Below are 26554 nucleotides of genomic sequence, written 5' to 3'. Positions count from 1 at the left end.
GCAGTACAGCGACGAAGACGTCAGCAAACAGGTCTATAACAACTTCTACAACCAGGCGTTTACCGAGAGCGGGTTCGGCACCGGCGGCAAGGTACAACAGGCCATCCAGGCCGCCACTGCGGCGGTGCAGGGACTGGCCGGGGGCGACCTTGCGAAAACCATTGCGGGCGGCTCAGCGCCGTATCTGGCTGAGCAGATCCATAAAATGACCGAAGGCATCCCGGAAGCAAACCTGATGGCCCATGCGGTTGTTGGTGCGGTCGTGGCACAGGCATCAGACAACTCAGCGCTGGCCGGGGCCGCAGGTGCGGCAACTGCATCTGCCACGATTGCCGTGATAGCGAAAACGCTGTACGGCACGGATGATTACAGCAAACTGGATGAAACGCAGAAGCAGACCATATCTGCACTGAGCACGCTGGCGAGCGGACTGGCGGGCGGTCTTGCCGGAGACAGTACAGCTTCAGCCATTGCAGGAGCCCAGGCCGGAAAGAACACGATAGAGAATAATCATCTGAGTTCAAAAGAAGCCCGCCAGCTGGATAAGGAAATGCAGTCCTGCAAAGCCTCCGGCGGCGACTGTAATAAGGTTGCTGAGAAATACATTGAAATCAGCAACAAGAACAGTAAGGAACTTCAGGAAGCCTGCACGGGCGGCGGTGTTACATGTGTGAGCTGGCAGGAGCTGATACAAGGCGCTACCAATGTGGCGAATGATGCTAATCCTTCACAAATCCGGCTGGATGAAAAGCTGAAAGATCCGTCTGCTGCGGCGCTGGTGAATTATCTCAACGGAACAGATCTTAAATTCCTGGAAGATAATATCACCACGGGAGACCGGGTCATGTCTGTTGTTATGGACCCGACATCCTGGCCGGTGGCAATAATGGGTGGTAAAGCAATAATCACTAATGCGGTTAATAACACCAAAGAGCAACTTATTGCTGTGGGTGTGGGCGGAGGATTGGGAGCGGGTATTCAATACGCTACAACTGGTGAAGTAAAACTGTCAGATGTCATTGGTTCAGGTGTTATTGGTGCAATAACAGCCGGTAAAGGGTACAACCCAACAATGGCATGGAATGCGGCAGGCGGTTATTACCAGGCTGAAATAAGCGGCGACGATCCGTTCATGGCGGCGCTACTGAGTAAGGCGGGTGCTTCTGCTGGTTATGCTGCGGGTAATATTCTGAAAGTGCCGTTTGATAAGAAGCTGAATCCAATATCAAAACAGTATGAATGGGTGCCGACTGGGGTTTGGACAATAACTAAACCAGCACCGCAAAGTTCTGTTCCTTCAATAATAGGTAATCTCGGAGATTCTACTGCATCAGGATTTTTTAATCACGGAGCTGAAACATACCTTAAGAAGGAAGGGAATAGAAATGAAAAAAAATGAGCCGTGGTGGATAGTTATTTATTTGCCCTGTGCCTGTGCGCTTGCCCTTTTACTTATGAGTGTTTTTTTCCATGTTGCAGGATATTGGGTAAATGGTGGGGAAGATATTATTGGATTAATAAAGAATAATATTATTCTTTATCTAAAAATGGCAGGAATAGGTTTTATACTGGGCTTTATACTTTGGTTTTTTAACATTAGATAATCTTTTGTTATTTAATGAAAATCCCAGCCAATCGGCTGGGATATTTTTTGCCTGCTGCCTGGTCAGTCAGCGGCTCGCCTCTTCGGCTTCGCCATTACCTGAATCACATCCATCAGCTCCCGTTGTTTACGGGCCGAGAGCTTCGGGCAGAGCTGATGCAGGGCCTGTATCACTTCCGGCTCCGGCGAGGGCTGCTTAACGGTCAGAATCAGACAATCCGGCAGCACCTTCACTTCCAGCGGTGTGCCTGTCTCGAATCCCGCCTCTTCAAACCAATGGCTTTTAAGGGTGACAGCCGGAACCGGCTGATACTTCGCGTCACTGACATAACCCACGGTATAACAGCGGGTTGTGGGTGTGTGCATCTCTGGCTTATGATGTGTCTCAGCCATAATCAACTTCTTGATAGTTGGTTATGGTCAGCGGTGGTAAAGGGCTGCAACCGGTTATCACCGCGCTCAATCAGGACGTTACTTTGCCAGCGCCTAAATGTGCTTTTTGGTTAAAAATGCATCCAGTAGCTTCTTGATAACTTCCTTATCTTCAGCCGGTAGCTGCTCCACTTCCTGAAACTGCTTCAGCAGCTCCCGATCTTCAAATCTTGCCCTGGCGAGTAATCGCAGGCTGGATAAAAGTAGCGACTATGGGCCAGAGTTGGAAGGGTACAGTTGCCTGGAATGTTGCGGGTGGAGCATTAACTAATGTAATAAATGGTGATGATCCACTAACTGGGGCTATAACAACGGGGAGCAGGTCATTTGGGCTGGGTATGGAATTGGCTATTATGTGGTGAAGCCAGTTGCTAACACAGCAGGTAAGTTGATTACCGGAGGAAGTTTGATCCTGATTTACTGAAATATAATGAGATTAAGGGGCAGCCTGGGATCTCTAAGGAAATATTGCCGGGTAAGATCTCTGGAGCGACAGGAAACGTCACGGGTTCCTTAAGTTCAGAATATGGTGGCTCTGAGGCTCAGAAGATTGTTGATAAGATCAGTAAATGAAACTTCAGCCTGATCTTTTAAAAAGAGAGCTTATTCTAAGCTTTTGCATATTTTTTAACTGCTTATTATTCGTGATTATCGCCGGATTATTAGTAAAGCTGTTTTTTTGTCACAATCTTGTGGGTTCTAACAGACGAGTTTGTATTGACATGGAAAGAACTTTTACGAGGGATAAAGCTTGGTAGTGCCGGAGGAACTATATTGGGCGCTGGAATAGTCCTGCTCCGCCTACTTAAAGTAAAAGGCTTTTAACCTGCATAAAGAGGATTTTAACGATCAAGGCCGGGATCGTTTTAGTTGAGAATAATCTTCTGGGCGGGAATGAAGATGCGCAAGCTGCATGGATACGTCAACATGGTATTGATATGGCGACGTGTTCCGACAATCCGAGTGGTGCCGCATGTCAGAAAGCAATGAATAAACGTGATGCAGTAGGGCTGGCACTGGCAACGGGTAGTGTTGCCCTGTTACCGGGTGGTGCTCAGGCAATGTGGGATCCTGGAGCAATGATTTTTTATGATGCTTTTCTTATATCTGATGAAATAGTGCAGGGTAGTGATTAACATATTCCGACAGAAAGATCGTCGCACAGCGTTGTGCATCGCCAGTAAGAAAAAAGAGGATTAGCATGACCAACAACCAGCAGGTTCTTCGCGGCCGGACTCTTAAAGGTATGGCGATCTTGCTGGCGGTAGTTTCATTTACCGCCAGTGCCAATATGCAGGGCTATAAAGATATTGCGCAACTGATTAATCAGCGTCTGGGCTGGATGAAGGACGTGGCGGGATATAAAGCCAAAAACCACCAGCCCGTTGAGGATCTGACTCAGGAAGACAAAGTGCTGACGTCGACCGTGAAAAAAGCGGAGGAGCTTGGGCTTGACGCGGAATCCGTCAGACCTTTCATTCAGGCGCAAATGGATGCTGCGAAAGCCATTCAGTATCGCTATCGGGCAGACTGGTTATTCACACCAGAAAAAAATTGGAAACCTCAGGATCTGGAAACGGTAAGGAAAGAAATAAGCCGCCTTAGCGATGACATTCTCGATAAAACGGCAGAAACCCTAAAACAGGGTGATACAAGCGATGATTGTTCATTTATGCATACAGTGCAACAGCATAATTTGCATAAAGCCGACAAAGACGCAATCTGTCAGTCTCTTCGAAAAGTTAAATTGAAATAAATATTTTAAATAGCAATATCAAACATGCGTGTCTCTGCCAGCAGGCAATAAAGCTGGCAGTCGCTCTGCACGCCAGGTTTTTCCATGGCGCGCAGCTTGTGGGCGCTGACCGTCTTATTGCTCAGATTCATTTTTTTCTGAGATAGCGGTCAGAGACAGCCCGCGACACAGCATCCGCAATACATCATTTTCCCGCGTTGTCAGCTCCTGGCCCGCGAGTGTATCGCGACGTAACAGCGAGTCCATCAATCCACGCTCAATATAGACCTCTTCATCCATTGCCGTGGTTATTGGTATTGCGGTAAGGCGAAAGCACCACAGTGCGGATTTGCGGAAATTTACGCGCCAGCCATTTCACCAGTGAGATGCCATCCAGCCCGGAAACCGGGCTCTGTGAGCGGCGGGTATTCAGGGCAAAACCGGGAAAAAGAATATCCACCGTGTTATGAGAGAGCAGGTTAACCAGCCCGGCAGGTAAATCCGTATCGCCAATAACGTTTAACGTCTTTCCGTTCATCGCACTGGCGGACAGGGTATTAATCATGGAGAAAATGCCGCGACGGATAAGAGTGTGTTCGTCAGCAATCAGGATATTAACAGACACAGAATTGCCCCCGGATAGTAAAGAAAGCGTTCATCTGATGGGGAGAAATATACGGGGCGCCGTCAGACGTTTCTATCATACCAGTCAGAAAAACGGCTTTTACCATGTACTCATACGTCTGAGCTTTTCTGTAAACCATCAGGCGAACCATTAATTCCGCTTTAAGCAGCAATAATGAGCGACGTTATCTGACCATCAGGGCCGTCATACTGTTTATTACAGGCTCAGTTCAAAAAGCTGTGTCTTCGCCAGTAAAAAGTAGAGTTGAGAATCGTTTTTTTACGTTGAGTTTATACATGGCGCTTTTTTTCTGCATGCTGATTATTTTAGAACTGACTTTAGTTCCTTTCGCAATCTCGCTGCCAGAAAGTCCCTGACCTGGCATGTTCAGAATATCCGCTTCACGCAGGGTCAATACTGGATTTCTGGCGAGCCGGGTGTACGGAGAAAAGCTGCCGGTGGTCTACAGTGCACTGGGGATGGATAAACCGGAACCGGTGCCAAAGGTATGCTATGTACAGATGAGTAAGCAGCCCCTGCGACGTGACCCGTTTGAATGCGTGTTGTGTGGCAGTCGCATGGTGTACCGCCGTGCAGTGGTCGGTCTGAACGTGCAGGGACTGAAAACCCACGCCCGGGAAATCAGTCTGATGAGGTACATCCCGGCCTGATGCAGGGAAGATCTGCCTGCCGCCTTCTGGCCGCCTGAAAATGACCGAAAAAAGCCTGAGTTATCACCTGTTCGCAGAGCGCCGACTTACCCGATGGCATACAAATCAAAGAGTGACTAAATTTCAACCACTTCCTACTGGGGCAGAAATGGTTTCAATTTACTGTACATGAACTATTCCGTAAGCCGCTTGCCAGTTGAGTGAACACCTCAATAATTTTTGGCAGCGCCCGCAGTGGATCGTCGCTCGCAGCAATCCAAAGTGCGGAATTCAGCGCGGTACTGTTTAACAGATGTGCAGCAGCATCCGCGTCAACCGATTTAAGTACGCCGCGCTCGATCAGCTTTATGACGGTCTGGCGGGTGGATTCGAGGCAACTATTCTGGCTGGGCCATTGTGCAGGATCCCCAAGGAAAGCCGGACCATCAAGCAGAACGATGCGTTTTACTTCTGTCTCCAGCGCCATCTTAATGTAGGCAATCCCTTCAGCCAGCAGCCTTTCCCAGTCGTCACCGGCAGTCGCGGCGGCGGCTTTGGCTCGTTGTGCCATTTCACCATCTACCTGAGCAACAACAGCGGCAAGCAGCCCCTTTTTATCACCAAAGTTGTGGTATAACGCCCCTCGTGTCAGCCCAACACTGGCGGTTAATTCATCCATTGATACGGCAGCAAAACCTCTTTCGGCAAAGGATTTCCGCGCTGCAATAATCAATTTGGCGCGGTTCTCTTCCATTGTTTCGGCGCGGCGTTTGGCGGCCATACGATCTCCTTTTTGACATACGTAACGGATGTTATTTGACATACGCGGCGTATGTGTGATTAATTCAACATACACCGCGTATATTAAATGAATTTTACATAACGCGCATCCCGCATCACACATTGACGTAAGAAAGGGCATTCCATGATCCAGCGTGAACCTATTTTTCCTGCTAACCGGCACGCTCTCTATGAAGAGCACGGTTATTCCGCCGCGATCCGTTCTGGCGATATGTTGTTCGTTTCCGGTCAGGTTGGCAGCCGCGCCGACGGTACGCCGGAACCGGATTTTGCCGCGCAGGTGCAACTTGCGTTCGATAACCTGGCAGCGACGCTTGCAGCAGCTGGTTGTACGTTTGACGACCTGATTGATGTCACCACCTTTCATACTGACCCGGAAAATCAGTTTCCGACGATTATGCAGGTGAAACAGTCAATTTTTCCGCAGCCCCCATACCCGAACTGGACAGCCGTTGGAGTTACCTGGCTTGCGGGATTCGATTTTGAAATTAAGGTCATAGCCCGCATTCCGGCATCAACTTCCGCAGATTGACAGACTGTAATGTTAGTGACGTCTTCCTCAACGAGATGAGGACGTCACCCTGAAAAGCGTTGTTTCAGAAGCGACATAACGCCCACTCCTGGCACAAAGCAGACATTATTGGATATCTCCAAAAACAGGTTCGTTCAAAAGAGGATTATGGGGCAGGGGCACTTGTCGCTACCTTGATGGTCAGGAAACTCAATCGACCCTTTTAGCGTTTCTTAACCATCAAGGTAGCTATTAGTCCTTAACTAAACAGGCAATTCTGCACAACGCCAGCTTGCCTGCTAAAAAAAATCATCCTCAGAGTCTGACTGCACCTGGTTCAATAGCCTTCTGGCTTGTGATTCAGAGACACTGGCTCCTCTGGCCCGTAATGCTGCCCTGAATTCCCTACTTCCCTGACCAGATTGAAAAGCTTTGGAACCCAGCACCGATGATGCTGGTATATCCTGTTCAGTAATGAATGCTCCACTTCCGGCCCGACTGAACGGATCGGGGAAGACACCTGCAGCTTGCCGATTGTTAATTAATGTTCTGACCACCGCACGTCCTTGTCCCGCTGCGCCCGCATATTGTCGGGCGACGTTCTTCTGTACAGTCAGGTGATGTGCATTATTTGCCTGCTGTTCTGCGCCAGGCAGAATCTGATTGCGCCCACTGCTCTGAATGAACCTGTCCATTGCACCGGACGTTTTTTGATCTAACGAAAAACCGTAATTCTGGATGGAGGCCTTGCCAGCCGGACTGGTGCCGTGGAACATGCGAATATCATTATATGTCTGCTTTGCCAATGGTAAATTGGGGTTATCCCTCCGAATCGTTTCTCCTGCAAAGTCAGAAGAAAGAGGAAAATTGATCGCTTCCCCGGAATCCCATAAAAAGCCTATCTCAGGAATATTGAATTTTTGCTGTTCATTCCTTACAGCCCGAACCATCAGTGTTCCTGGCCCGGCCTCAGGTCCAGGATACATGCGCTGTCTGTAGTTAGCCTGTTGTGACCCCTGCGTATCCCTGTGTTGTAGAGTGCCACTGATTATTGCGTTGTAGGCCGCCTGTGCGACAAGTTTGTGATCGGAACTACTGTCTGACCTTCTGGCGATATTTATCAACCATGCGGTTGCTGCCTCACTGATTTCTGCAAGGGGCAATACCGACGGATAGCTCCGACTGACTGAACCAGCCTGGCCGCCCCGCGAAGTTCGCGAACTGTTATGACCTGATCTTGAATGCCGTGAACCTGAAGAGCGAGAATTTGACGGGCCTGCGTCTTCAGAATCAGCATGGTACCCTGAAGAACGATGGGAACCGGAGCCACGTAAGGGATCCATAACTAACCTCATTTAATGGTGAACTTTAAATAATTGAGTGGAGGAGTATGTCAAAAAGTTCCTGGTTAATTGATTGAATGCATTAAACATAATTTAACCAGAATTACTTTCATCTGATTGTCGATACAGTGGCTGGAACCGCATATCGGAGAGGGGTTCCAGCCCGTCGGTTCCGCCTTTTCCCTGAGACCGAGTTTCTTGACCTGCCGGCAGTACAGGACTTTCTGATGGCGCTCCTGAACGGCCTGCTTGCCACGGTATTTCCCCTGCGCATGCACCCGTTCAATACCCTGTTTTTGCCGGTGGCGGCGGCTCAGCCAGTCCTTATGTGACATTGCGGCCATCAGATGCCCTGAAGCGTAAGCCGTGACAGGCGCGCAGGCCCAGGTCTTTGTCAGTGATTTTCATGATTGCCAGAGGAATTAACGGGCAGGCAAATCAGTTACCGTTAATCAGTTTGGTAGCCAGGCCCGGACTGAAAGTTCCTGCAGCAGGCCCACCGTGGCAATCAGCTGTCGGCGAAGATGCCCCATCAGAGTTGCCAGGAACTTTGACCCATGCAGCCATGATATTTGCAGTCAGCGCCTGAGTGACCGTGCCAATTTTACGGCCGGGTGGGTTACACCAGTCACCGGGATTAGCGCCATTACCATTACGGCTGGTGTCAATCAGGAATGATTTGGTGAAACCGTAGCTGGATGACAGGAAAGAATTGATATTGTTGCCATAAGTCGTATTCTGCGCCGTCGTATAAAAGTTGGACACGTTAAGAGCAAAGCCTTTTACCTTTTTTACTCCCGCCCTGTTGAGGTATTCACCCGCCTTAGCGGCGTTTAACCAGGCTGGATTGCCTGCATCAATATAGACCTGCGCAGCAGGTGCCTTAGTGCTGAAAGCAGTTGCAGCATAAGTAAGAAGCGAGAAGCGTTCATCGCGCTTATCACTGGTCAGACAATCAGCATCTGCAATAGCATCGGGCTCAAGAATTACCACTGCGGCCCGGCTACCAATGCCAGCAATGAAATTATCAATCCACTTCTTGTATGCTGTTGCACTGGCCGCGCCACCTGAAGAAGCCCCACCACTACAATCTCTGCCAGGGATATTGTAAGCCACCAGTAATGGCGTCGCACTGGCGTTCTTTGCCGCTGTAGTATACGAGGTTATTTTGGAGGTCAGATCGTCAGTGCTCTGACTGGTTCCGGTAAACCATCGAGCCATCGGTTTATCAGCAATAGCGTTCTTAATAGTTGCGGTTCTTGAATCAGCGGCGTTATTTTTTACCCACGTTGCGGCGGTTGAATCGGGGTTGGTATAATAAACCGTAGCCGAAAAAGCATTTGAAGAAATGAGCGATGCTATTACTGAAAGAAAAATTTTATTTTTCATATTGAGCCTGTTAAGAGTTAAATTCATTATTGTAAAGCCCCGGAAGGGGTAAAAATGTCCGGGAGAGCAGGGGAGCGGGTGCAGTCAGGCGATGCATAGCGTATAAGGAAACAACGCCTCTGACATGGCATGCCCTTTCCTCTTTAAAAAGCTCAGCGGCTTAGCCAGGTACAAAAATGGCCCGACACCGGCCATTGAGTCGTCAGGTTTTAACTGCCATTTCCAGGGTAGCTCCACTGGTTGTTTCGTTTTTGCCAGTAGGGCGAGATACGGGGGTCCAGCTCCTGTATCTCGCCCGTCAACTTGACGGAAGCCGGTTCCCTCATAAAAGTCATGCCCGCTCAACCACACGGCGTGATTCACCTGCGGCAGTGAAAAAAGGCACGTTATACAACTGCTTTTGCCATTCAGGGTCAGGGTCATAGCGAGTGTGTGCCAGAATTGCAGCCTCATTTGCCGCAATAGCCGGTTTTGCTGTTGCATGGGCCGCCCTGACAGCCTGATTATCAGGATCTTCAAGGGACAGCAGGACATCTCCCTTAGCGTTTTTAATTGTCAGCGACGCCAGTGACTGTGGTGACGACAGACTCCGCTGTAATGTCACGGACACAGCGCCGTAAGCAGGCCGGGACAGAAGGAAACTGCCCCCCGATTCGCTTGTATTTTCTTCTTCAGTGGCTTCTTTTCCGAGCAGGGCGTCCAGCACCAGCGTTAACCGTTGCTGATCTTCACCAGAAAGGTGACCACGATGGTGTTTAATCCATCCAGCTGAAATCTGTAAAGGCCGTTCAGGGGTAAGGTGATGGCTGACACAGAGAGAAGAAGATCCACTGCTCGCTTCAGGGGCACATGAAATGTCGTGAGGTACTTGCGGGGGCAAAATCGCAGAAACAGATACATCCATCGTAAATTATCCTTCCATTAAAAAAGGACTTAGGTAGAAAAAATCAGCTTCAGGTTCCTTTTACACCAGACATTGGCCCGGCAAAAGCTTTGCGCGCCCGTCTGAACGTTAGCGCCAAAGCCTGCCGCAAACTCAGTGAGCAGTTGAACCAGCCACTGAGTTTTGTCGTGTCATACTGAATCTGACCACCTGAACAGTGGTGTGGACTGCCCTGCGCAGATATTCCCGAAGATAGCGGTATCTCAGCGTGCTGTGCGAATGATGCTTATTATAATGACTGAATGCGATGGACCGGTTTACCACCGAGGTTTCACTGTCCGTTTTGGGCTGTAGATTCACTCTGTCAACGCAACACCCTTTTCAATAATCTCTTATATTTCAACCGTAGTGTCGCAGGATACTTTCTGCCGCCGATTATAAAAGGCAGAAAGTATCCTGCTGATGCACGGGCATGCCTGTGGTGGTGCGATGCCCGTTCTGCAAAATAAAAGTTATTATCAGGCCTGGCTGCTCTGTGAGAGTATGCATAACAAAAAGTGCAGCAGGATGAATCGAGTATCATTTAACAGGTCATACCACCCAGCCTGACTCCCTTCCGAAGAATTACAACCGTTCATCTGACCTGTCGGGATTTTTGAGACAAATCTTTTTGATATGTAGCAACGCTGCCTGTTGGGGGCCATACTTTCAGCTGTGACTTCTTCCGGGGCTTCGTCAGCCATATGGTGACCGCTGGCTATTGCTTTACCCCGAAATGTTGCGCCCAGGTTTTCAAGATGCCCAATACGTTGCCATATCTATCTTTCAGGTCATCCGCTTTGAGCGAAAAACGGACATCGCCCGGTAAGCCTGGAGCATAAAAACCGTTACAGTTCTCCCTAACTATTGATTTCGATTACCACTTTACCAAAGGGGCCGCGATCCAGATGATCCAGAGCATTTGGCAGGTCGGAGAAAGCGTACACAGAGTCGATGACGGGTTTTATTCCGGTCTGATCAACAGCGCGAACCAGACGTGTAAGCGCCTGACGGCTACCGGTACCGATGCCATGAATCGTTACGTCTTTCAACATAAGGGGCATAGCCGGTGAGCTGATGTCGAAACCATTAAGCGCGCCTATCTGGCAGATATGCCCGCCAACCGCCGCGAGTTGGACGGATTTACCCAGATGTTCGCCGCCGATCACTTCAAGAACATGATCGGCGCCGTGGTTATCGGTAATCCGGTAAATGACTTCCATCCAGTCTTCCCGGTTTCGATCCACGTAGTAGTCGGCTCCCAGTGCTTTCGCCCGTGCGGCATTGCTGGCTCTACCGGATACGATTACCTGAGCGCCATGCGCTTTCGCAATTTGCAGGCCAAAAAGCGCAACCCCGCCGGTGCTGGGGATAAGCACGGTATCGCCAGCCTTAACACCAGCGCGCTCGACCAGTGCGAACCAGGCAGTCAAGCCAGCGCAGGGTAACGTTGCAGCCTGAGCGGGTTCCAGCGTGACTGGTGCCGTTACCAGCCAGTCTTCAGGCATTACGACATATTCTGAAAGAACGCCGGGGTAATAGCCACCAAGCGTTCTGTAGGCAGGATTTCGCGCGTCGCCAGGACGTAGACCGTCTTTCCAGTCAGGCGTAAAAGTTGAAATAACCCGATCACCTTTGTTGAACAGGGTCACGGCGTCGCCATGTCCGACCACTTTACCGGCCAGGTCGGAACCGGGCGTAAAGGGGAACTTAAGCGGCAGGCCGCGCCCACTCTCAATGACCATTTTGTCCCGATAATTTAGGGCGACTGCTTCCACTTTCACCAGGACCTGCCGGGGACCCGGGGCCGGGATATCGACATTTCTCAGTTCAAGGTTTTCCCGCCCAATGGCGTCTGTTTCCCAACGCCGCATTTGTCTTTTCATATTAAAGTCCCCGGTAGTTTATGTTTTTACCGTGGTAGTCTCCGGCTTCTGATTATAATTAACAATACGCTATAATCAGCACAAGCAGTTGTGCCTGGGAGATATAATGAAAGGCAGCGAATTTAGCGAGCTGAAAGCGTTTATTTGTGTCGCGGAAGAACGCAGCTTCAGGCGAGCAGCGAAGCTTCTGAGAATGTCACCATCTGCCCTGAGCCACACGATTCGCACTCTGGAAGAGCGTTTAGGTGTCAGGCTACTCAACAGGACAACCCGAAGCGTGGCAACGACAGAAGCAGGACAAATGCTACTGGATCGCCTCGTGCCTGCGGTAAAGGAGATTTCTTCGGCAGTCAGGGACGCTGGCGCTTCTCAGGCAGAGCCGCGGGGGCGAGTCCGGATTAATCTTCCGCGTATTGCCGCCCGTCTCCTGATTACGCCTTTACTTCCTTTATTACGGGATAAATACCCCCGATTGTCTCTTGATGTGACCATTGATGACACCGTCACCGACATCGTTGGTGAGGGGTTTGATGTCGGGATCAGATCGGGAGAACTCGTGCAGCAGGATATGATCGCTGTGCGGTTGACCCCCGACCTGCGGATGGCTGTTGTGGGCTCACCGGATTATTTTTCGCGTTGTCCTAAACCACTGCATCTTGAGGATCTGCGGCAGCATCAATGTCTGACATATCGCTGGGACCATACCGGCGTGCTGCAACGTTGGGAATTCAGGGGGCCGGAAGGTGCAATTTTTGTCAATGTCGACAGCACTATCACCGCAAATGAAACTGATTTTTTGCTCGATGCGGCGCGAAAGGGCACAGGCCTGACATATATCAGTGAGCAGCTCGCAAAACCCTATATTGAACGAGGTGAACTCATCCAGGTTCTCAATGAATGGTCTGCGGTCTTTTCAGGATTTCATCTGTATTATGTAAATAATCCTTATATGCCTGCTTCACTGAGAGCTTTTATTGATTTGCTCAAATCTGATATAGCCAAAACCTATACTTACTGGTAGCGGTTGCTTAAAGTTATCCGGCGGTCTGGAAATTAAGTTTTAATAAAAAAGAATACACCGTTAATTTGTGTTTTCGTTCCATTAGCCTGTAAACGCTCTGACCTGCTCCCCGCACATCAACTTCACATGAGGTTAGTAACGTCCTTCAGCGGGACGTGCCAGCGTCCACCACATTAGTCATATGCAATAGTTAACCTGGTATGAGCCGCGACTGTTGTCAAAACAGCTTAATAACTTCCCGATTTACTATGGATTCAATGCCTGTCGTTTAGCAGTTTCCTGAAGCATTTTAATAATATGATGCGGTGTGATTTCCCTGACAGGGAGTTTGCCGATGGCGGGGAAGACGACCCGTTCCAGCCTATCCAGCCGGCGCATTTTGGTGATTTATGCCCAATATTTCATCTGCAACCACTCTTTAGCGATAAGCTCAAAGGTGTTTGATGCGTTGTTAACCTTGCGGATTTTATCTCACTGACGGGCCTGTGCTGGATTGACTCCTTCAGAGACGACTTTACTCGCCTGCATACATTTATCCCGCGCTTCGGCGAGCTTTATCGCTGGATACTCACCCAACGCAAACATGCTGGATTTACCGTTGAGTTTAAACCGATAGCGCCATGCCTTTTTGCCATTGGGTTTCACTTCGAGGTAGAGCCATTGAAATCATTGAGTCGATAGCGTTTTTCTTTCGGCCTGGCAGTGCGGCATTGAGGAACGGTGAGCATAACGAACTCTTGTTCATTTTTTATACCGTTATTGAACTCACTTAAACTGAAGATGAAAGAATGTTGTACTCATTTTTGACTGCGTTGTTATGAGATGAGTTGAAGCTTTATGAAATGAAAAAATCCACGCAACCGCGTGGATTTCATTGTTTTCTTCGATTCTCATAAGCTTCAGTGAAATCTCATGAGACAACATATTTTATTCAGACGTTAAACAGGAAGTTCATCACGTCGCCATCTTTTACGATGTACTCTTTACCTTCTGAACGCATTTTACCTGCTTCTTTCGCACCCTGTTCGCCTCTGTAGGTGATGAAGTCATCAAAGGCGATGGTCTGTGCGCGGATGAAGCCTTTTTCAAAGTCGGTGTGGATCTTACCGGCGGCCTGCGGCGCGGTAGCGCCAACCGGGATCGTCCAGGCGCGCACTTCTTTCACGCCGGCGGTGAAGTAGGTTTGCAGGTTAAGCAGCGAGTAGCCCGCACGGATCACGCGGTTCAGGCCCGGCTCTTCAATGCCCAGTTCCGCCATAAACTCTTCGCGATCGGCGTCTTCCAGCTCGGCGATATCGGATTCCACCGCTGCGCACACCGCAACAACAACCGAGCCTTCGGCGTCGGCAATGGCCTGCACTTTGTCCAGATACGGGTTATTCTCAAAGCCGTCTTCGTTAACGTTGGCGATATACATGGTCGGCTTCAGGGTCAGGAAGCTCAGGTAGCGGATTGCCGCTTTTTCTTCCTCGCTCAGATCCAGCGAACGCAGCATACCGGCGTTGGCGAGGTGCGGCAGGCACTTCTCCAGCGCGGCCTGCTCGGCCTTCGCGTCTTTGTCGCCGCCTTTAGCTTTTTTCTGTACGCGATGAAGCGCGCGTTCGCAGGTATCGAGGTCGGACAGCGCCAGCTCGGTATTAATAACTTCAATATCATCAGCGGGATCGACTTTATTGTTGACGTGGATGATGTTGTCGTTCTCGAAGCAGCGCACAACGTGACCAATCGCTTCCGTTTCACGGATGTTGGTCAGAAACTGGTTGCCGAGGCCTTCGCCTTTTGATGCGCCTTTGACCAGTCCGGCGATATCAACAAACTCCATCGTCGTTGGCAGGATGCGCTGTGGTTTAACGATCTCCGCCAGCTTATCAAGACGGGAATCGGGCATGGGTACTACGCCAGTGTTTGGCTCAATGGTGCAAAACGGGAAGTTAGCCGCCTCGATGCCCGCTTTGGTTAACGCATTGAACAAAGTAGATTTTCCGACGTTAGGCAGGCCAACGATACCGCATTTGAATCCCATGTTTGAATCACCTTAATTGCTTAATAACCAGAACAGCACTCGCTGCTCCGCTATGTCCGGTTGGTATATGTCGGCGCATTATACACGGAATTACCTGCGCGATGGACGCGATTTCTGCGCTGAAATGCAGGGCAGGGGTTGAGATCTCTCTCACGTTTCAGGATACTAACGGCCCGTTAATCGTACAGAGAACGCGCGTGATGTGTCGCTTCCGGCTTACGCCACCCTGAGTCAGTCCCATCATGCAGCCATCCCGCTGTTCGCATCGCTTTCTGAGCGGGTTTCCCCGCGTGACATTTCTCTGCATTTTCTGAATCTGGAAACATTATGTTCAATCTGAGCAAACTCAGCGCGGTTGGCGTCAAAAATGACGTGCTGGCTGGCGCCGTTGTTTCCGTGGCGCTGATCCCCGAAGCGACCGCGTTTTCTTTACTCGCCGGGCTCTCTCCCACCATTGGCCTGCACACCGCCTTCATTTTAGGTGTGATCACGGCGCTGTTTGGCGGCAAGCCAGGCATGATATCGGGCGCGGCCGGATCGATCGTAGTGGTGCTGGTCAGCCTGATCCAAACACACGGTTACCAATATGTACTGCTGGCCACCATTCTGGCTGGCGTGATCCAGTTAGCTATCGGGCTGTTTCGCCTGGGCAAGTTTATTCGTCTGGTGCCGCAGCCCGCCATTTACGGCTTTGTTAATGGCCTGGCGATCGTGATTGCGCTGGCGCAAATTCCGATGATAAAAAATCAGGGGCCGATGATGTACGCGCTGGTAGCGCTGGCGATGCTGATCGTCTGGCTGTTCCCGAAACTCACCCGCGTAATCCCCGGCTCGCTGGCCGCGTTAATTGCCATCAGCGCCATTGCGATTGGCTTTGACCTGGATACCCGCCGCGTGGGCGACCTGGCGGATATCGCCGGTACGCTGCCGGTCTTCCACCTGCCTGACGCACCACTTAGCTGGACTACATTGAAAATAGTGCTGCCGTATGCGGTGATCATTGCGCTGGTCGGCCTGATTGAGTCACTGCTGACGCTGGCGGTGCTGGACGAAATGGGTAGCAAAAAAGGCAACGGCAACAAGGAGTGTGTGGCGCAGGGCATAGGAAATACGCTGTGCGGATTTTTTGGCAGCTTTGCCGGCTGTGCGATGATTGGACAATCGATCATCAATTTCACCTCCGGCGGGCGAGGACGCCTCTCCAACCTGGTGGGCGCACTACTGCTGATCCTGTTTGTCATCAGCCTCTCCGGATACATCGCGCTGCTGCCGGTTGCGGCGCTGGCCGGGATCATGTTTGTCGTCTGCATCAATACTTTTGAATGGAGTTCACTGCGCCGTTTAAAGCGGATGCCGCGCGCCGATGCGCTGATTATGATTGCGGTTACCGTGGTGACGATTTATACCGATCTGGCGATGGCGGTGATTTTTGGGGTTATTGTTTCCGCACTGGTCTTTGCCTGGCAGCATGCGCGCATCACCATCGTCGCGCAGAAAGAAGAGGCGAGCGTGAAATATTACCGGCTGGAAGGCCCGCTGTTTTTTGGCTCTGCGGCCAGTTTTAACGAACTTTTCCATCCGGAGCAGGATCCTGACAGCGTGGTCATCGATTTTGCGCGCACGCGCGTAATGGACTCCAGCGGCGTTGAGGCTATTGATAAACTCACCGCCCGCTATCTTGCGGCGGGCCGCAGCGTCAGGCTGCGCCATCTCAGCGAGGATTGCATCAGCCTGCTGAAACAGGCGGGGCCATTTTGCAGTCACGAACTGGACGATCCGGATTATAAAGTTGCTGCCGACGGTGGTTGAGCTATAAAGCTACGCGTGGCCCTGCCGATATAGATAAAAATCGTCGTATTGATGAGCGTGTCATAAAAAAGCGCGAAGATCTGTACGACGATTTTTAGCACTGGCAGGATGCTCACACTGTGGTTTGATGGCATGAAACATAATTTTAATTGCACTCCCTTACATACCTTAAGCGGCAACGTTATTGCGCTTGATTTGACCAGCCGGAACCCGATACATCGCAATCCAGAGGCGCAGCTTCTGAGCCAACTGGAGATCCTTGCCAACTATGCAGATCCTTTCTGCCGCCAGGATTTGCTTTGCTGCCTGTCCATTGACTTTGGGATGGCGGCTGCCGTACTCGAATCGCCCCGAATACAGCTGGCGCTCAGTGAACTGCCGTTTATCCGGCTTAAGCTGTCCGAAAACTTTCCTAACCTGCATGACGGCCTCGCAAATCCGCTGCTGCGGGCTCTTGCCGCGCAGATCAATACGCTATGGCTGGGAGATTTAGGCGCAGGCGGCGCAAACCTCCACGCCCTTCAATCAAAGATGTTTCAAGCGGTGAAGCTCGATCGCGATTTCTATTTGAAAAACGTGAATAAACCGACGTTTAGCGTGTTAATCGCCCATATTCAGCGTTATACGCAATGCGTGATCGTCAATGGTGCAGAGAACACTCTTCAGACAGAGCGCTAGTACAGGGATCAGGCTTTATAAGCGTGCAGGCGATTCATCGCCTTCAGTTTATCTTCTTTCAGCCACAGTTCGGTGCAGCGAACGGCTTCGTCGATAGCGCTATCGATCAGCGTCTGCTCGGCTGTCTGCGGCTTACCGAGTACAAAACCGGTGACCTTGTTGCGATCGCCCGGATGGCCGATGCCAATACGCAGACGATGGAAATCAAGGCTGTTACCGAGTTTACTGATGATGTCTTTCAACCCGTTATGGCCGCCATGGCCGCCGCCCTGTTTAAACTTTGCCACGCCGGGCGGCAGATCCAGTTCGTCATGAGCCACCAGAATCTCTTCCGGCGCGATACGGTAAAACGTCGCCATAGCGGCAACCGCTTTGCCGCTCAGATTCATAAACGTGGTGGGCACCAGCAGCCGCACGTCAGCGCCGCTAAGGTTAAGGCGGGCAGTGTAGCCGTAAAATTTGCTCTCTTCTTTCAGTGACTGGTTATGGCGCTCAGCCAGCAGATCCACATACCAGGCACCCGCGTTATGGCGCGTCGCGGCGTATTCAGCGCCGGGATTGGCCAGACCCACAATCAGTTTAATGCTGCTCACTCAGTTATTTCCTGCTCGGTGCGATAAAGAGTGGGACAGTTTACGTTGTGACGTCAAAGAACTCAAAAGGCGGGCGCAATAACACGACACATTGTGCAATAGTTCAACAGGGTGATATATCGCTTTTGATATAAATCAGGCTGTTAGGCGTAAAGTTTTGTCATAAAATACCTTACAAATGTGATCGGCAACGCACCACGAACATCATTCATTGCATAAACTTATAGCGTTCTTGCACAGGACTGTGCATTTCAAAGACTTCTGGAGGTGAATGATGACACGTAAAAACGCGAATCTGGCCGGTAATGCGCTGATGATCCTCGGGCTGGTGATCATGGTTGGCAGCGTGGGCAGCGCGATTTTAAACCAGCTTCCACAGCTTCAGATGCCGCAGCTGATGGTTAATGGCGCGGTATTTGGCATTTTCGTTGGCGCACTGCTGTGGCTGGTGGGAGCGCGTATCAGCGGGCGGGAAAAGGTGTGCGATCGTTACTACTGGTTGCGCCACTATGGCGACAAACGCTGTCGGCGCTCTCATGAGGGCCAGTGATAACTGCTCAAATTAAAGGGACGGCCAGGCCGTCCCTCAGTGTATCAGTGCTCAAACATAGCTGAAATAGACTCTTCGTTGCTGATGCGACGAATAGCTTCAGCCAGCATGCCCGACAGCGTCAGCGTGCGCACGTTGGGAAGCGCTTTGATCTCTTCCGGTAACGGAATGGTATCGCAGACAACCACTTCATCGATGACCGAATGACGCAGATTTTCCACAGCGTTGCCTGAGAAAATCGGATGCGTTGCGTAAGCAAAAACGCGTTTGGCGCCGCGCTCTTTCAGCGCTTCTGCCGCTTTACACAGCGTACCGCCAGTATCGATCATATCGTCGACCAGCACGCAGTCGCGTCCGGCGACGTCACCAATAATGTGCATGACCTGCGAAACGTTAGCGCGAGGACGACGCTTATCAATAATCGCCATGTCGGTATCGTTAAGCAGCTTGGCAATAGCGCGAGCGCGAACCACGCCGCCGATATCTGGCGAAACCACAATCGGATTTTCAAGGCCGATCTGGAGCATATCTTCGAGCAAAATCGGGCTGCCGAAGACGTTATCTACCGGGACATCAAAGAAACCCTGAATCTGTTCAGCGTGCAGATCCACCGTCAGAACGCGGTCGACGCCGACGCTTGACAGAAAGTCTGCCACCACTTTAGCGGTAATCGGAACGCGCGCGGAGCGAACGCGGCGATCCTGACGGGCATAGCCAAAGTAGGGGATAACGGCGGTAATACGACCGGCGGAGGCGCGACGCAGGGCATCAACCATCACCACCAGTTCCATCAGGTTATCGTTAGTGGGAGCACAGGTGGACTGGATGATGAAAATATCGCCACCGCGTACATTTTCGTTAATTTGTACGCTTACTTCACCATCGCTGAACCGACCGACGGCGGCGTCGCCGAGGCTGGTGTAAAGGCGGTTGGCAATACGTTGTGCTAGTTCCGGTGTGGCGTTACCAGCAAAAAGCTTCATGTCAGGCACGAGAAGAACCTCAGGCTTTGCGTCCAGAGAATGAACATCATTGTTAGCGGCACTGGGCGATATACCGCAACAACGGTTTCATACGGGTGTAGTAATGAGCGACGTGCGGCGTCAGGATCGGGGCGACGACGTCACGCAAACTCTAAATGCTCTGATAAGCGACAGTACAGCGGCGAAACGTTAACGCCTCGCGCAACAAAGCCCTGCCACTCTTTCGGAGCCAGCTCAAACACCTGGCGGGCCGCGCACTCGGTGTCAAATTCAGCAAACACGCAAGCGCCCGTTCCGGTCAAGCGCGACGGCGCGTATTCTAGCAGCCAGGAAACGAGCTCTTCAACCTCGCGAAAACGTTTTCTTACCACTGGCTCACAATCATTACGGTATTCGGCCTGAAGAAGCTGGCTGAGTTCCCGTACTGGCGTATCGCGGATCAGACCGGGATCATTAAACACTATTGGCGTGGAAACTGATACGCCAGGATGCATCACCAGATACCATTTTTCCTGCGGTTCCGCTGGGGTGAGATCTTCGCCAATACCCTGGGCGAAGGCGGCATGACCACGAACGAATACCGGCACGTCGGCGCCCAGCGTCAGCGCCATGGCCGCCAGCTCGTCCGTGCTGAAACCTGTCTGCCACAGCGCATTCATCGCCACCAGCACCGTTGCGGCATCCGACGAGCCGCCGCCCAGCCCGCCGCCCATCGGCAAACGTTTTTCCAGCGCGATCGTGACACCGGCACGCGATGTCAGCCGATCGCGTGCGATAGCGTCGCTTTTCAGCAACGCTGCCGCACGTACCACCAGATTCGCGTCGTCGGGCACGCCGTCAACGGGCGTCGACAGGGTAATGCTGCCGCGCTGGTCTGGTTTAAGCGTGATTTCATCGCCATAATCCAGAAACTGAAACAGCGTCTGGAGCTGGTGATAGCCGTCGGGGCGACGGCCGGTGATGTAAAGAAACAGATTCAGCTTGGCGGGAGCGGGCCAGCGGGTCAGTGCTTTGTCGGTCATTGCAGCGTCCAGCTGTCCATTTTCAGCTTGATGCGCTGATTGCCTTCGCGCAGTTCAAGGTTCGACGGCAGGGCGGGAGACTGCTTGCTGTCGTAGCTCTGGAAATTCACCGCCCACTGCTGGCCCTCCCGGCTGTAGTTCACCTGTCGCAACTGATACTTATCATCGAGCGAATAGTCCGTTGCATCGCCCGGCAGGCCCATAATCCACTGGCGCAGGTTGTTGAGCGGGATATCCATGCCGGTAAGCTGAGAAATCATCTTCTCGGCATCGTTACTGACGTAGCGCTTGCCTTTGTTATCAACAATCTGCACCACGCTGCCCTGCGCATCAAGCTGTAGCTCGGTGCTGCCAAGCGGGTTGGTCAACAGCAAACGGTAACGATCCGGCGCCGTTTGCTGCCAGTTGAAGCGAGCGTAAACCTTCTGGCTATCGGAAAGATAGGCAAAAGCGCCGCGCGTCTGAAAGCGGGTGATTTTTTCAACGGACTGCTGATGCTGCTGCCATTGTGGCGCAGTTACGCTCTGGCCCGGCCCCTGAGGTTTATTGACGGTACAGGCTGCCAGCAACACGCTGGCAAGCGGGAGAAGCCGCATCAGGCGGCGATTCTGCATAAACATTGGGGGTCAGCTCCTCAGACTCAGTTCGGGCGTTCTTGCCCGGTGTAACCGCCCACGCTAACCAGCCCGCGAGACGGCGTCAATAATGAAATTGTCTTATTTGCGCTACATGCGCCTTGTCATGTTGTGGCAAACGGTGAAGCATCGCTTTTCTTGATCCCGCGCATCTTGTAGAATGCGCCTCACAATAACCCTGACAATAGTGGGATAACCCAGAACTCACCACCATGACGCTGCTGGCTCTCGGAATTAATCACAAAACGGCCCCCATCGCACTGCGCGAACGTGTTACGTTCTCGCCGGACTCGCTGGATCAGGCCCTGAACAGCCTGCTGGCGCAGCCGCTGGTGCAGGGCGGCGTTGTGCTGTCTACCTGTAACCGAACCGAATTATACCTCAGCGTCGAGCAGCAGGAAGATCTGCGTGAGCAACTGGTGGCCTGGCTTTGTAATTATCACGGCCTGGGCGCGGAAGAAGTGCGCAACAGCCTGTACTGGCATCAGGACAATGAGGCGGTCAGCCACCTGATGCGCGTCGCCAGCGGGCTGGATTCGCTGGTGCTGGGCGAGCCGCAAATTCTGGGACAGGTGAAAAAAGCCTACGCGGATTCGCTGCGCGGCCATGCGCAGTCGAGCGAACTGGAACGGATGTTCCAGAAGTCGTTCTCCGTGGCAAAACGCGTGCGGACGGAAACCGAGATCGGCGCCAGCGCGGTCTCTGTGGCTTTTGCCGCCTGTACGCTGGCGCGACAAATTTTTGAATCTCTTTCCACCGTCAACGTCCTGCTGGTTGGCGCGGGCGAAACCATCGAACTGGCCGCTCGCCATCTGCGTCAGCACAATGTCAAAAAGCTGATCATCGCTAACCGCACGCGGGAACGCGCGCAGGCGCTGGCCGATGAGGTTGACGCTGAGGTGATCGCGCTGGCGGAGATCGATTCCCGTCTCGCGGAAGCCGACATTATTATCAGCTCGACCGCCAGCACGCTGCCGATTATCGGCAAAGGCATGGTGGAGCGCGCGCTTAAGCAGCGCCGAAATCAACCGATGCTGCTGGTGGATATTGCCGTTCCGCGCGATGTGGAACCGGAAGTGGGCAAGCTCGCTAACGCCTATCTCTACAGCGTTGACGATCTCCAGGCGATCATCGAAAAAAACCTCGCGCAGCGTAAAGCCGCCGCGGTGGAAGCCGAAACTATCGTCATCCAGGAGAGCAGCGAATTCATGTCCTGGCTGCGTGCGCAGGCCGCCGTAGAGACCATTCGCGACTACCGTGCGCAGGCCGATCAGGTTCGCGGTGAACTGGAAGCCCGGGCGCTGGCTGCCCTGACGCAGGGTGGCGATCCGCAGAAAATCCTCTCTGAACTGGCTCACAAGCTGACCAATCGACTGATCCACGCCCCGACAAAATCTCTTCAGCAGGCGGCCCGCGACGGCGATGCCGAACGCCTGCAAATTTTACGCGACAGCCTCGGGCTGGATTAGCGTTTTTTCCTTTTTTGAATACGGGTACATCAATGAAGTCTTCTATTGTTGCCAAACTGGAAGCCCTGCAAGAGCGCCATGAAGAAGTGGAAGCCATGCTGGGCGATGCGGGCGTGATTGCCGATCAGGATCGCTTTCGCGCTTTGTCGCGCGAATATACTCAACTGACCGATGTCAGCCAGTGCTTTCGCCGTTGGCAGCAGACGCAGGATGATATTGCTGCCGCCGAAGAGATGATGGCGGATGCGGAAATGCGCGATCTGGCGCAGGAAGAGATGAAAGAGGCGCAGGCGCTCAGCGCGAAACTTGAGCAGGAGCTTCAGGTGCTGCTGCTGCCGAAAGATCCTGACGATGAACGCAACTGTTATGTTGAAGTTCGCGCCGGCACGGGCGGCGACGAGGCGGCGATTTTTGCCGGCGATCTGTTCCGCATGTACAGCCGCTACGCCGAGGCGCGACGCTGGAAAATTGAAGTGATGAGCGCCAATGAGGGCGAGCACGGCGGATACAAAGAAATTATCGCCAAGGTGGTGGGCGAGGGCGCCTACGGCCGGCTGAAGTTCGAATCCGGCGGACATCGCGTACAGCGCGTGCCGGAAACTGAGTCGCAGGGGCGCATTCATACTTCTGCCTGTACCGTGGCGATCCTGCCTGAACTGCCGGAAGCGGAACTGCCCGACATCAACCCGTCCGACCTGAAAATTGACACCTTCCGCTCTTCGGGCGCGGGCGGACAGCACGTTAACACCACCGACTCCGCCATTCGTATTACCCACCTGCCGACCGGCATCGTGGTCGAGTGTCAGGACGAACGCTCACAGCATAAAAACAAAGCCAAAGCGCTCTCGGTACTGGGCGCGCGCATTCGTGCGGCGGAGTCCGCCCGGCGGCAGCAGGAAGAGGCGTCAACGCGGCGCAATCTGCTGGGCAGCGGCGACCGCTCCGATCGCAACCGCACCTACAACTATCCGCAGGGCCGCATCACCGACCATCGCATCAACCTGACGCTTTACCGTCTGGATGAAGCCATGCAGGGCAAGCTGGATATGCTGATTGAGCCGGTTGTGCAGGAGTATCAGGCGGATCAGCTGGCTGCGCTCGCCGGGCAGGATTAATGGAGATTCGCCAGTGGCTGCGCGCCGCCGTTGCTGAGCTTGCACAGAGCGAAAGCCCGAAGCGCGACGCGGAAATCCTGCTGGGCTTCGTCACGGGAAAATCGCGCAGCGCAATCATCGCTTTTGACGATGCCGTAATTAGCGCACCGCAGCTGGCGCAGCTTGACACGCTGCTGACGCGCCGCGCGCGCGGCGAACCCATCGCTTACCTTACCGGCGAGCGTGAGTTCTGGTCTCTTCCTTTGCGCGTTTCGCCTGAAACGCTTATTCCCCGACCTGATACCGAGCGGCTGGTGGAGCTTGCGCTGGCCACGCTGCCGAACGTTGCTGCATGCGTGCTGGATCTTGGCACCGGCACCGGCGCCGTTGCGCTGGCTATCGCCAGTGAACGTTCGGATTGTCGCGTCACCGGGGTGGATCGCATTGCTGGCGCGGTGGCGCTGGCGGAAGAGAACGCCCGGCGGCTGGGGCTGAACAATGCCACTTTCCTTTGCAGCAACTGGTTTGCGGCGCTGGAGGGCCAGCGCTTTACGCTTATCGTCAGTAATCCGCCCTATATCGACCGCGACGATCGCCACCTGTGCGAAGGCGATGTGCGCTTTGAACCGCGCAGCGCGCTGGTTGCCGACGAACAGGGCCTGGCGGATATCCGGTTTATTGCCACGCAGGCAGACAAATACCTTTTGTCGGGCGGCTGGTTGATGTTTGAGCATGGCTGGCAGCAGGGCGAGCAGGTGCGCGATATTATGAAAAAAAATAACTTTGTGCAGGTCGCAACCTTTACCGACTATGGCGGTAACGATCGCGTCACCTGCGCACAAAAAACGTTCAGTAAGGAATAACGATGGCCGCATGGTACAGCTCTGTTAAACACCTTCACCTCCTGACCGTGACGCTCACCGCCGTGATGTTTGTGCTGCGGTTTTACTGGCTCCAGCGCAGTTCGGCCATGTTACAGCGCCGCTGGGTGCGCATTGTGCCGCATATCAACGATACGCTGCTGCTGCTTTCAGGTATCCTGTTAGTGGTAATCACGCATTTTTATCCATTCACCCCGCAAGGTGTATGGCTGACGGAGAAGCTGTTTGGCGTTATTATTTACATCGCGCTCGGCTTCGTGGTTTTAGGACGACGTCCGCGAGCGCAAAAAGTGCGCTGGATTGCGTTTATTGTGGCAGTGGCCGTGCTGGTGCTGATTTATAAACTGGCCACAACAAAAGTGCCACTGTTGGGGATTGTATGACGTTAATAGCAAATGTTGATCTGACAGCGATGCCGCTGTGCGAGGCGGTGATCGCAGCCACTAAGGCTATCCGTCCCGATTTTCCTGCTGACGACGTGAAAAAAGAGTTGGCAGCGCTGGTAGACGAGGCCCGTTCATCGATACCGTCGCAGCTTGAGCAGGATCTGCAACTGGAGCAGCTGATTGAGCTGTTCTGGCGCAAATGGGGATTTGGCGGCGCCAATGGCGTTTACCGCCTGTCGGATACGCTGTGGCTGGATAACGTGCTCAGAACGCGTGAGGGCACTGCCGTTTCGCTGGGAATTATTTTTCTGCACATCGCTGAGGCGCTGTCGCTGCCGCTGATGCCGGTCATTTTCCCAACCCAACTCATCCTTCGCGCCGACTGGCTGGACGAAGAGATGTGGTTAATTAATCCCTTTGACGGCGAAACGCTGAGCGAGCACACGCTTGAGGTGTGGCTGAAAGGGAATATCGGACCCGTTGCCGAACTGTATGACGATGACCTTCAGGAGGCCGAGCCCCATCTGGTTCTGAGCAAGATGCTCGATACGCTCAAGTCGGCGCTGATGGATGAGAAACAGATGGAGCTTGCGCTTCAGGTAAGCCAGGTGCTGGTGCAGATGGCGCCGGAAGATCCTTATGAAATCCGCGATCGAGGGCTGATTTTTGCCCAGCTCGACTGTGAGCACGTCGCGCTGACCGACCTGACCTATTTTGTCGAGCAGTGCCCTGAAGATCCGGTCAGTGAAATGATTAAACTTCAGATTCACTCCATTGAACAAAAGCATATCACGCTGCACTAATCTGCCACCGGCGTGACGGTTTACTTTTTCTGCATACTAAGGCGATAGCATGAAACAAAAAGTAGTGAACATTGGCGATATCAGGGTAGCGAACGACCTGCCGTTTGTCCTGTTCGGCGGCATGAACGTGCTGGAATCACGCGATCTGGCGATGCGCATTTGCGAACATTACGTCACCGTAACGCAAAAACTTGGTATCCCTTATGTGTTCAAAGCCTCTTTCGATAAGGCTAACCGCTCATCCATTCACTCCTATCGCGGGCCAGGTCTGGAAGAGGGCATGAAGATTTTCCAGGAGCTGAAGCAGACGTTTGGTGTGAAGGTGATCACCGACGTTCACGAAGCCAGCCAGGCGCAGCCGGTGGCCGATGTGGTGGATGTCATCCAGCTGCCGGCGTTTCTGGCCCGCCAGACCGATCTGGTTGAGGCAATGGCGAAAACCGGCGCGGTGATCAACGTGAAAAAACCTCAGTTCGTCAGTCCCGGACAGATGGGCAACATTGTTGAGAAATTCGCGGAAGGCGGCAACGACAAAGTGATCCTGTGCGATCGCGGCGCCAATTTTGGCTACGACAATCTGGTTGTGGACATGCTCGGCTTCAACGTGATGAAGCAGGCATCCAACGGCAGCCCGGTTATTTTTGACGTTACCCATGCCTTGCAGTGCCGCGATCCGTTTGGCGCAGCCTCCGGTGGACGCCGTGGTCAGG

Annotated in this window: 29 protein-coding genes and 3 pseudogenes; 16 read left to right on the top strand and 16 right to left on the bottom strand. The window is 52.6% G+C overall.

The genetic code is table 11. The annotated features are described in order from the left end of the window. Together GS12_RS17445 and GS12_RS17440 are read left to right on the top strand one after the other, a co-directional pair. On the top strand, positions 1-1399 hold a 1399-nt coding region (locus GS12_RS17445; RefSeq protein ID WP_160279921.1), incomplete at its 5' end, for a VENN motif pre-toxin domain-containing protein. Then, complete coding sequence (locus GS12_RS17440; protein ID WP_034949199.1) at positions 1386-1604, top strand: hypothetical protein; 219 nt, start codon at positions 1386-1388, stop codon at positions 1602-1604. The genes GS12_RS17445 and GS12_RS17440, both read left to right, overlap by 14 nt. Before the next feature lie 62 nt (positions 1605-1666). On the opposite strand, the gene GS12_RS17435 is transcribed toward GS12_RS17440, so the two are convergent. Further along, positions 1667-1996: a SymE family type I addiction module toxin gene (locus tag GS12_RS17435; protein ID WP_200884536.1), complete on the bottom strand. Its 330-nt coding sequence runs from the start codon at positions 1994-1996 to the stop codon at positions 1667-1669. 1025 nt (positions 1997-3021) lie between these two features. Between GS12_RS17435 and GS12_RS25390 the strand changes: the two genes are divergently transcribed. Next, the gene (locus GS12_RS25390; protein ID WP_235421207.1) at positions 3022-3171 is read left to right on the top strand and encodes a hypothetical protein; all 150 of its coding nucleotides are present in this window, start codon (positions 3022-3024) and stop codon (positions 3169-3171) included. A gap of 65 nt (positions 3172-3236) precedes the next feature. Next, positions 3237-3791, top strand: coding sequence for a chorismate mutase (locus GS12_RS17425; protein ID WP_034949195.1), 555 nt, complete (start codon positions 3237-3239; stop codon positions 3789-3791). Positions 3792-3796: 5 nt separating this feature from the next. Here the strand turns inward: GS12_RS17425 and GS12_RS25000 are convergent, their stop codons facing one another. The 3 genes from GS12_RS25000 to GS12_RS23525 form a co-directional block, all read right to left on the bottom strand. Further along, on the bottom strand, positions 3797-3922 hold the full coding sequence (locus GS12_RS25000; RefSeq protein WP_235421205.1) for a LuxR C-terminal-related transcriptional regulator: 126 nt from the start codon (positions 3920-3922) through the stop codon (positions 3797-3799). A 140-nt stretch (positions 3923-4062) separates the two neighbouring features. Beyond that, positions 4063-4395 (bottom strand): response regulator, encoded by a 333-nt coding sequence (locus tag GS12_RS24995; protein ID WP_235421203.1) that lies wholly within the window; start codon positions 4393-4395, stop codon positions 4063-4065. Positions 4396-4624: 229 nt separating this feature from the next. Next, complete coding sequence (locus tag GS12_RS23525; RefSeq protein ID WP_072016918.1) at positions 4625-4810, bottom strand: LuxR C-terminal-related transcriptional regulator; 186 nt, start codon at positions 4808-4810, stop codon at positions 4625-4627. A 4-nt stretch (positions 4811-4814) separates the two neighbouring features. Between GS12_RS23525 and GS12_RS17415 the strand changes: the two are divergent. Beyond that, positions 4815-5066 (top strand): annotated as a pseudogene (locus GS12_RS17415) (IS91 family transposase); the annotation flags it as partial. A gap of 154 nt (positions 5067-5220) precedes the next feature. Here GS12_RS17415 and GS12_RS17410 read toward each other — a convergent pair. Further along, positions 5221-5826: a TetR/AcrR family transcriptional regulator gene (locus tag GS12_RS17410; protein ID WP_034949193.1), complete on the bottom strand. Its 606-nt coding sequence runs from the start codon at positions 5824-5826 to the stop codon at positions 5221-5223. A gap of 144 nt (positions 5827-5970) precedes the next feature. Between GS12_RS17410 and GS12_RS17405 the strand changes: the two genes are divergently transcribed. After that, on the top strand, positions 5971-6378 hold the full coding sequence (locus GS12_RS17405) for a RidA family protein (RefSeq protein ID WP_034914301.1): 408 nt from the start codon (positions 5971-5973) through the stop codon (positions 6376-6378). Positions 6379-6656: 278 nt separating this feature from the next. On the opposite strand, the gene GS12_RS24070 is transcribed toward GS12_RS17405, so the two are convergent. The 5 genes and pseudogenes from GS12_RS24070 to GS12_RS17375 all read right to left on the bottom strand — a co-directional run bounded on the left by GS12_RS24070 (position 6657) and on the right by GS12_RS17375 (position 11897). Next, positions 6657-7307, bottom strand: coding sequence for a hypothetical protein (locus GS12_RS24070; RefSeq protein ID WP_052118515.1), 651 nt, complete (start codon positions 7305-7307; stop codon positions 6657-6659). 486 nt (positions 7308-7793) lie between these two features. Next, positions 7794-8047: pseudogene (locus GS12_RS17390) on the bottom strand (recombinase family protein); the annotation flags it as partial. A gap of 91 nt (positions 8048-8138) precedes the next feature. Further along, positions 8139-9116 (bottom strand): glycoside hydrolase family 6 protein, encoded by a 978-nt coding sequence (locus GS12_RS17385; RefSeq protein ID WP_235421202.1) that lies wholly within the window; start codon positions 9114-9116, stop codon positions 8139-8141. Between the two features lie 304 nt (positions 9117-9420). Beyond that, positions 9421-9993: a hypothetical protein gene (locus GS12_RS24385; RefSeq protein ID WP_152601437.1), complete on the bottom strand. Its 573-nt coding sequence runs from the start codon at positions 9991-9993 to the stop codon at positions 9421-9423. A gap of 878 nt (positions 9994-10871) precedes the next feature. Beyond that, complete coding sequence (locus tag GS12_RS17375) at positions 10872-11897, bottom strand: zinc-dependent alcohol dehydrogenase family protein (RefSeq protein ID WP_084089755.1); 1026 nt, start codon at positions 11895-11897, stop codon at positions 10872-10874. A gap of 106 nt (positions 11898-12003) precedes the next feature. On the opposite strand from GS12_RS17375, the gene GS12_RS17370 reads away from it, so the two are divergent. Next, on the top strand, positions 12004-12918 hold the full coding sequence (locus GS12_RS17370) for a LysR family transcriptional regulator (protein WP_034949182.1): 915 nt from the start codon (positions 12004-12006) through the stop codon (positions 12916-12918). 180 nt (positions 12919-13098) lie between these two features. On the opposite strand, the pseudogene GS12_RS24990 reads toward GS12_RS17370, so the two are convergent. Next, a pseudogene (locus tag GS12_RS24990) lies at positions 13099-13646 on the bottom strand (tyrosine-type recombinase/integrase); the annotation flags it as partial. Between the two features lie 203 nt (positions 13647-13849). Then, positions 13850-14941: a redox-regulated ATPase YchF gene (gene ychF, locus GS12_RS17365; RefSeq protein WP_034914326.1), complete on the bottom strand. Its 1092-nt coding sequence runs from the start codon at positions 14939-14941 to the stop codon at positions 13850-13852. Positions 14942-15268: 327 nt separating this feature from the next. Here ychF and GS12_RS17360 point away from each other — a divergent pair, with 327 nt between their 5' ends. Both GS12_RS17360 and GS12_RS17355 read left to right on the top strand, forming a co-directional pair. Beyond that, positions 15269-16750, top strand: a complete 1482-nt coding sequence (locus GS12_RS17360) for a SulP family inorganic anion transporter (RefSeq protein WP_034914328.1) — start codon at positions 15269-15271, stop codon at positions 16748-16750. A 132-nt stretch (positions 16751-16882) separates the two neighbouring features. Continuing rightward, entirely contained in the window at positions 16883-17428 is a 546-nt protein-coding gene (locus GS12_RS17355) for an EAL domain-containing protein (RefSeq protein ID WP_152601436.1), read from the top strand. A gap of 8 nt (positions 17429-17436) precedes the next feature. On the opposite strand, the gene pth is transcribed toward GS12_RS17355, so the two are convergent. Next, on the bottom strand, positions 17437-18021 hold the full coding sequence (pth, locus tag GS12_RS17350) for an aminoacyl-tRNA hydrolase (protein WP_034914330.1): 585 nt from the start codon (positions 18019-18021) through the stop codon (positions 17437-17439). A gap of 274 nt (positions 18022-18295) precedes the next feature. On the opposite strand from pth, the gene ychH reads away from it, so the two are divergent. Then, positions 18296-18571: a stress-induced protein YchH gene (gene ychH / locus GS12_RS17345; protein ID WP_034919116.1), complete on the top strand. Its 276-nt coding sequence runs from the start codon at positions 18296-18298 to the stop codon at positions 18569-18571. Between the two features lie 44 nt (positions 18572-18615). Here the strand turns inward: ychH and prs are convergent, their stop codons facing one another. The 3 genes from prs to lolB form a co-directional block, all read right to left on the bottom strand. Next, complete coding sequence (gene prs, locus GS12_RS17340) at positions 18616-19563, bottom strand: ribose-phosphate diphosphokinase (protein WP_124232585.1); 948 nt, start codon at positions 19561-19563, stop codon at positions 18616-18618. A 131-nt stretch (positions 19564-19694) separates the two neighbouring features. Then, positions 19695-20576 carry a 4-(cytidine 5'-diphospho)-2-C-methyl-D-erythritol kinase gene (ispE, locus tag GS12_RS17335; RefSeq protein WP_034949180.1) on the bottom strand — a complete coding sequence of 294 codons (882 nt, stop codon included), beginning with the start codon at positions 20574-20576 and terminating at the stop codon, positions 19695-19697. Next, the gene (lolB, locus tag GS12_RS17330; RefSeq protein WP_034949178.1) at positions 20573-21196 is read right to left on the bottom strand and encodes a lipoprotein insertase outer membrane protein LolB; all 624 of its coding nucleotides are present in this window, start codon (positions 21194-21196) and stop codon (positions 20573-20575) included. Before lolB ends, ispE begins: the two co-directional genes overlap by 4 nt. Positions 21197-21423: 227 nt before the next feature. On the opposite strand from lolB, the gene hemA reads away from it, so the two are divergent. The 6 genes from hemA to kdsA all read left to right on the top strand — a co-directional run. Next, positions 21424-22680: a glutamyl-tRNA reductase gene (hemA, locus tag GS12_RS17325; RefSeq protein ID WP_034949176.1), complete on the top strand. Its 1257-nt coding sequence runs from the start codon at positions 21424-21426 to the stop codon at positions 22678-22680. Between the two features lie 32 nt (positions 22681-22712). Further along, on the top strand, positions 22713-23795 hold the full coding sequence (prfA, locus tag GS12_RS17320) for a peptide chain release factor 1 (RefSeq protein ID WP_034914341.1): 1083 nt from the start codon (positions 22713-22715) through the stop codon (positions 23793-23795). Next, positions 23795-24637: a peptide chain release factor N(5)-glutamine methyltransferase gene (gene prmC / locus GS12_RS17315; RefSeq protein WP_034949174.1), complete on the top strand. Its 843-nt coding sequence runs from the start codon at positions 23795-23797 to the stop codon at positions 24635-24637. The genes prfA and prmC overlap by 1 nt, the downstream gene beginning before the upstream one ends. A 2-nt stretch (positions 24638-24639) precedes the next feature. Then, positions 24640-25038 carry a SirB2 family protein gene (locus GS12_RS17310; protein ID WP_034949172.1) on the top strand — a complete coding sequence of 133 codons (399 nt, stop codon included), beginning with the start codon at positions 24640-24642 and terminating at the stop codon, positions 25036-25038. A gap of 29 nt (positions 25039-25067) precedes the next feature. Further along, positions 25068-25844, top strand: coding sequence for an invasion regulator SirB1 (gene sirB1, locus GS12_RS17305; RefSeq protein ID WP_407637868.1), 777 nt, complete (start codon positions 25068-25070; stop codon positions 25842-25844). Positions 25845-25893: 49 nt separating this feature from the next. Next, positions 25894-26554, top strand: a 661-nt coding sequence (kdsA, locus tag GS12_RS17300) for a 3-deoxy-8-phosphooctulonate synthase (RefSeq protein ID WP_034949170.1), incomplete at its 3' end; no start/stop codon positions are given.

The sequence above is a fragment of the Erwinia oleae genome (genome assembly GCF_000770305.1).
GTDB classification, from domain to species: Bacteria; Pseudomonadota; Gammaproteobacteria; order Enterobacterales; family Enterobacteriaceae; genus Erwinia; species Erwinia oleae.
This window is presented reverse-complemented; position numbering and strand designations above follow the sequence as displayed.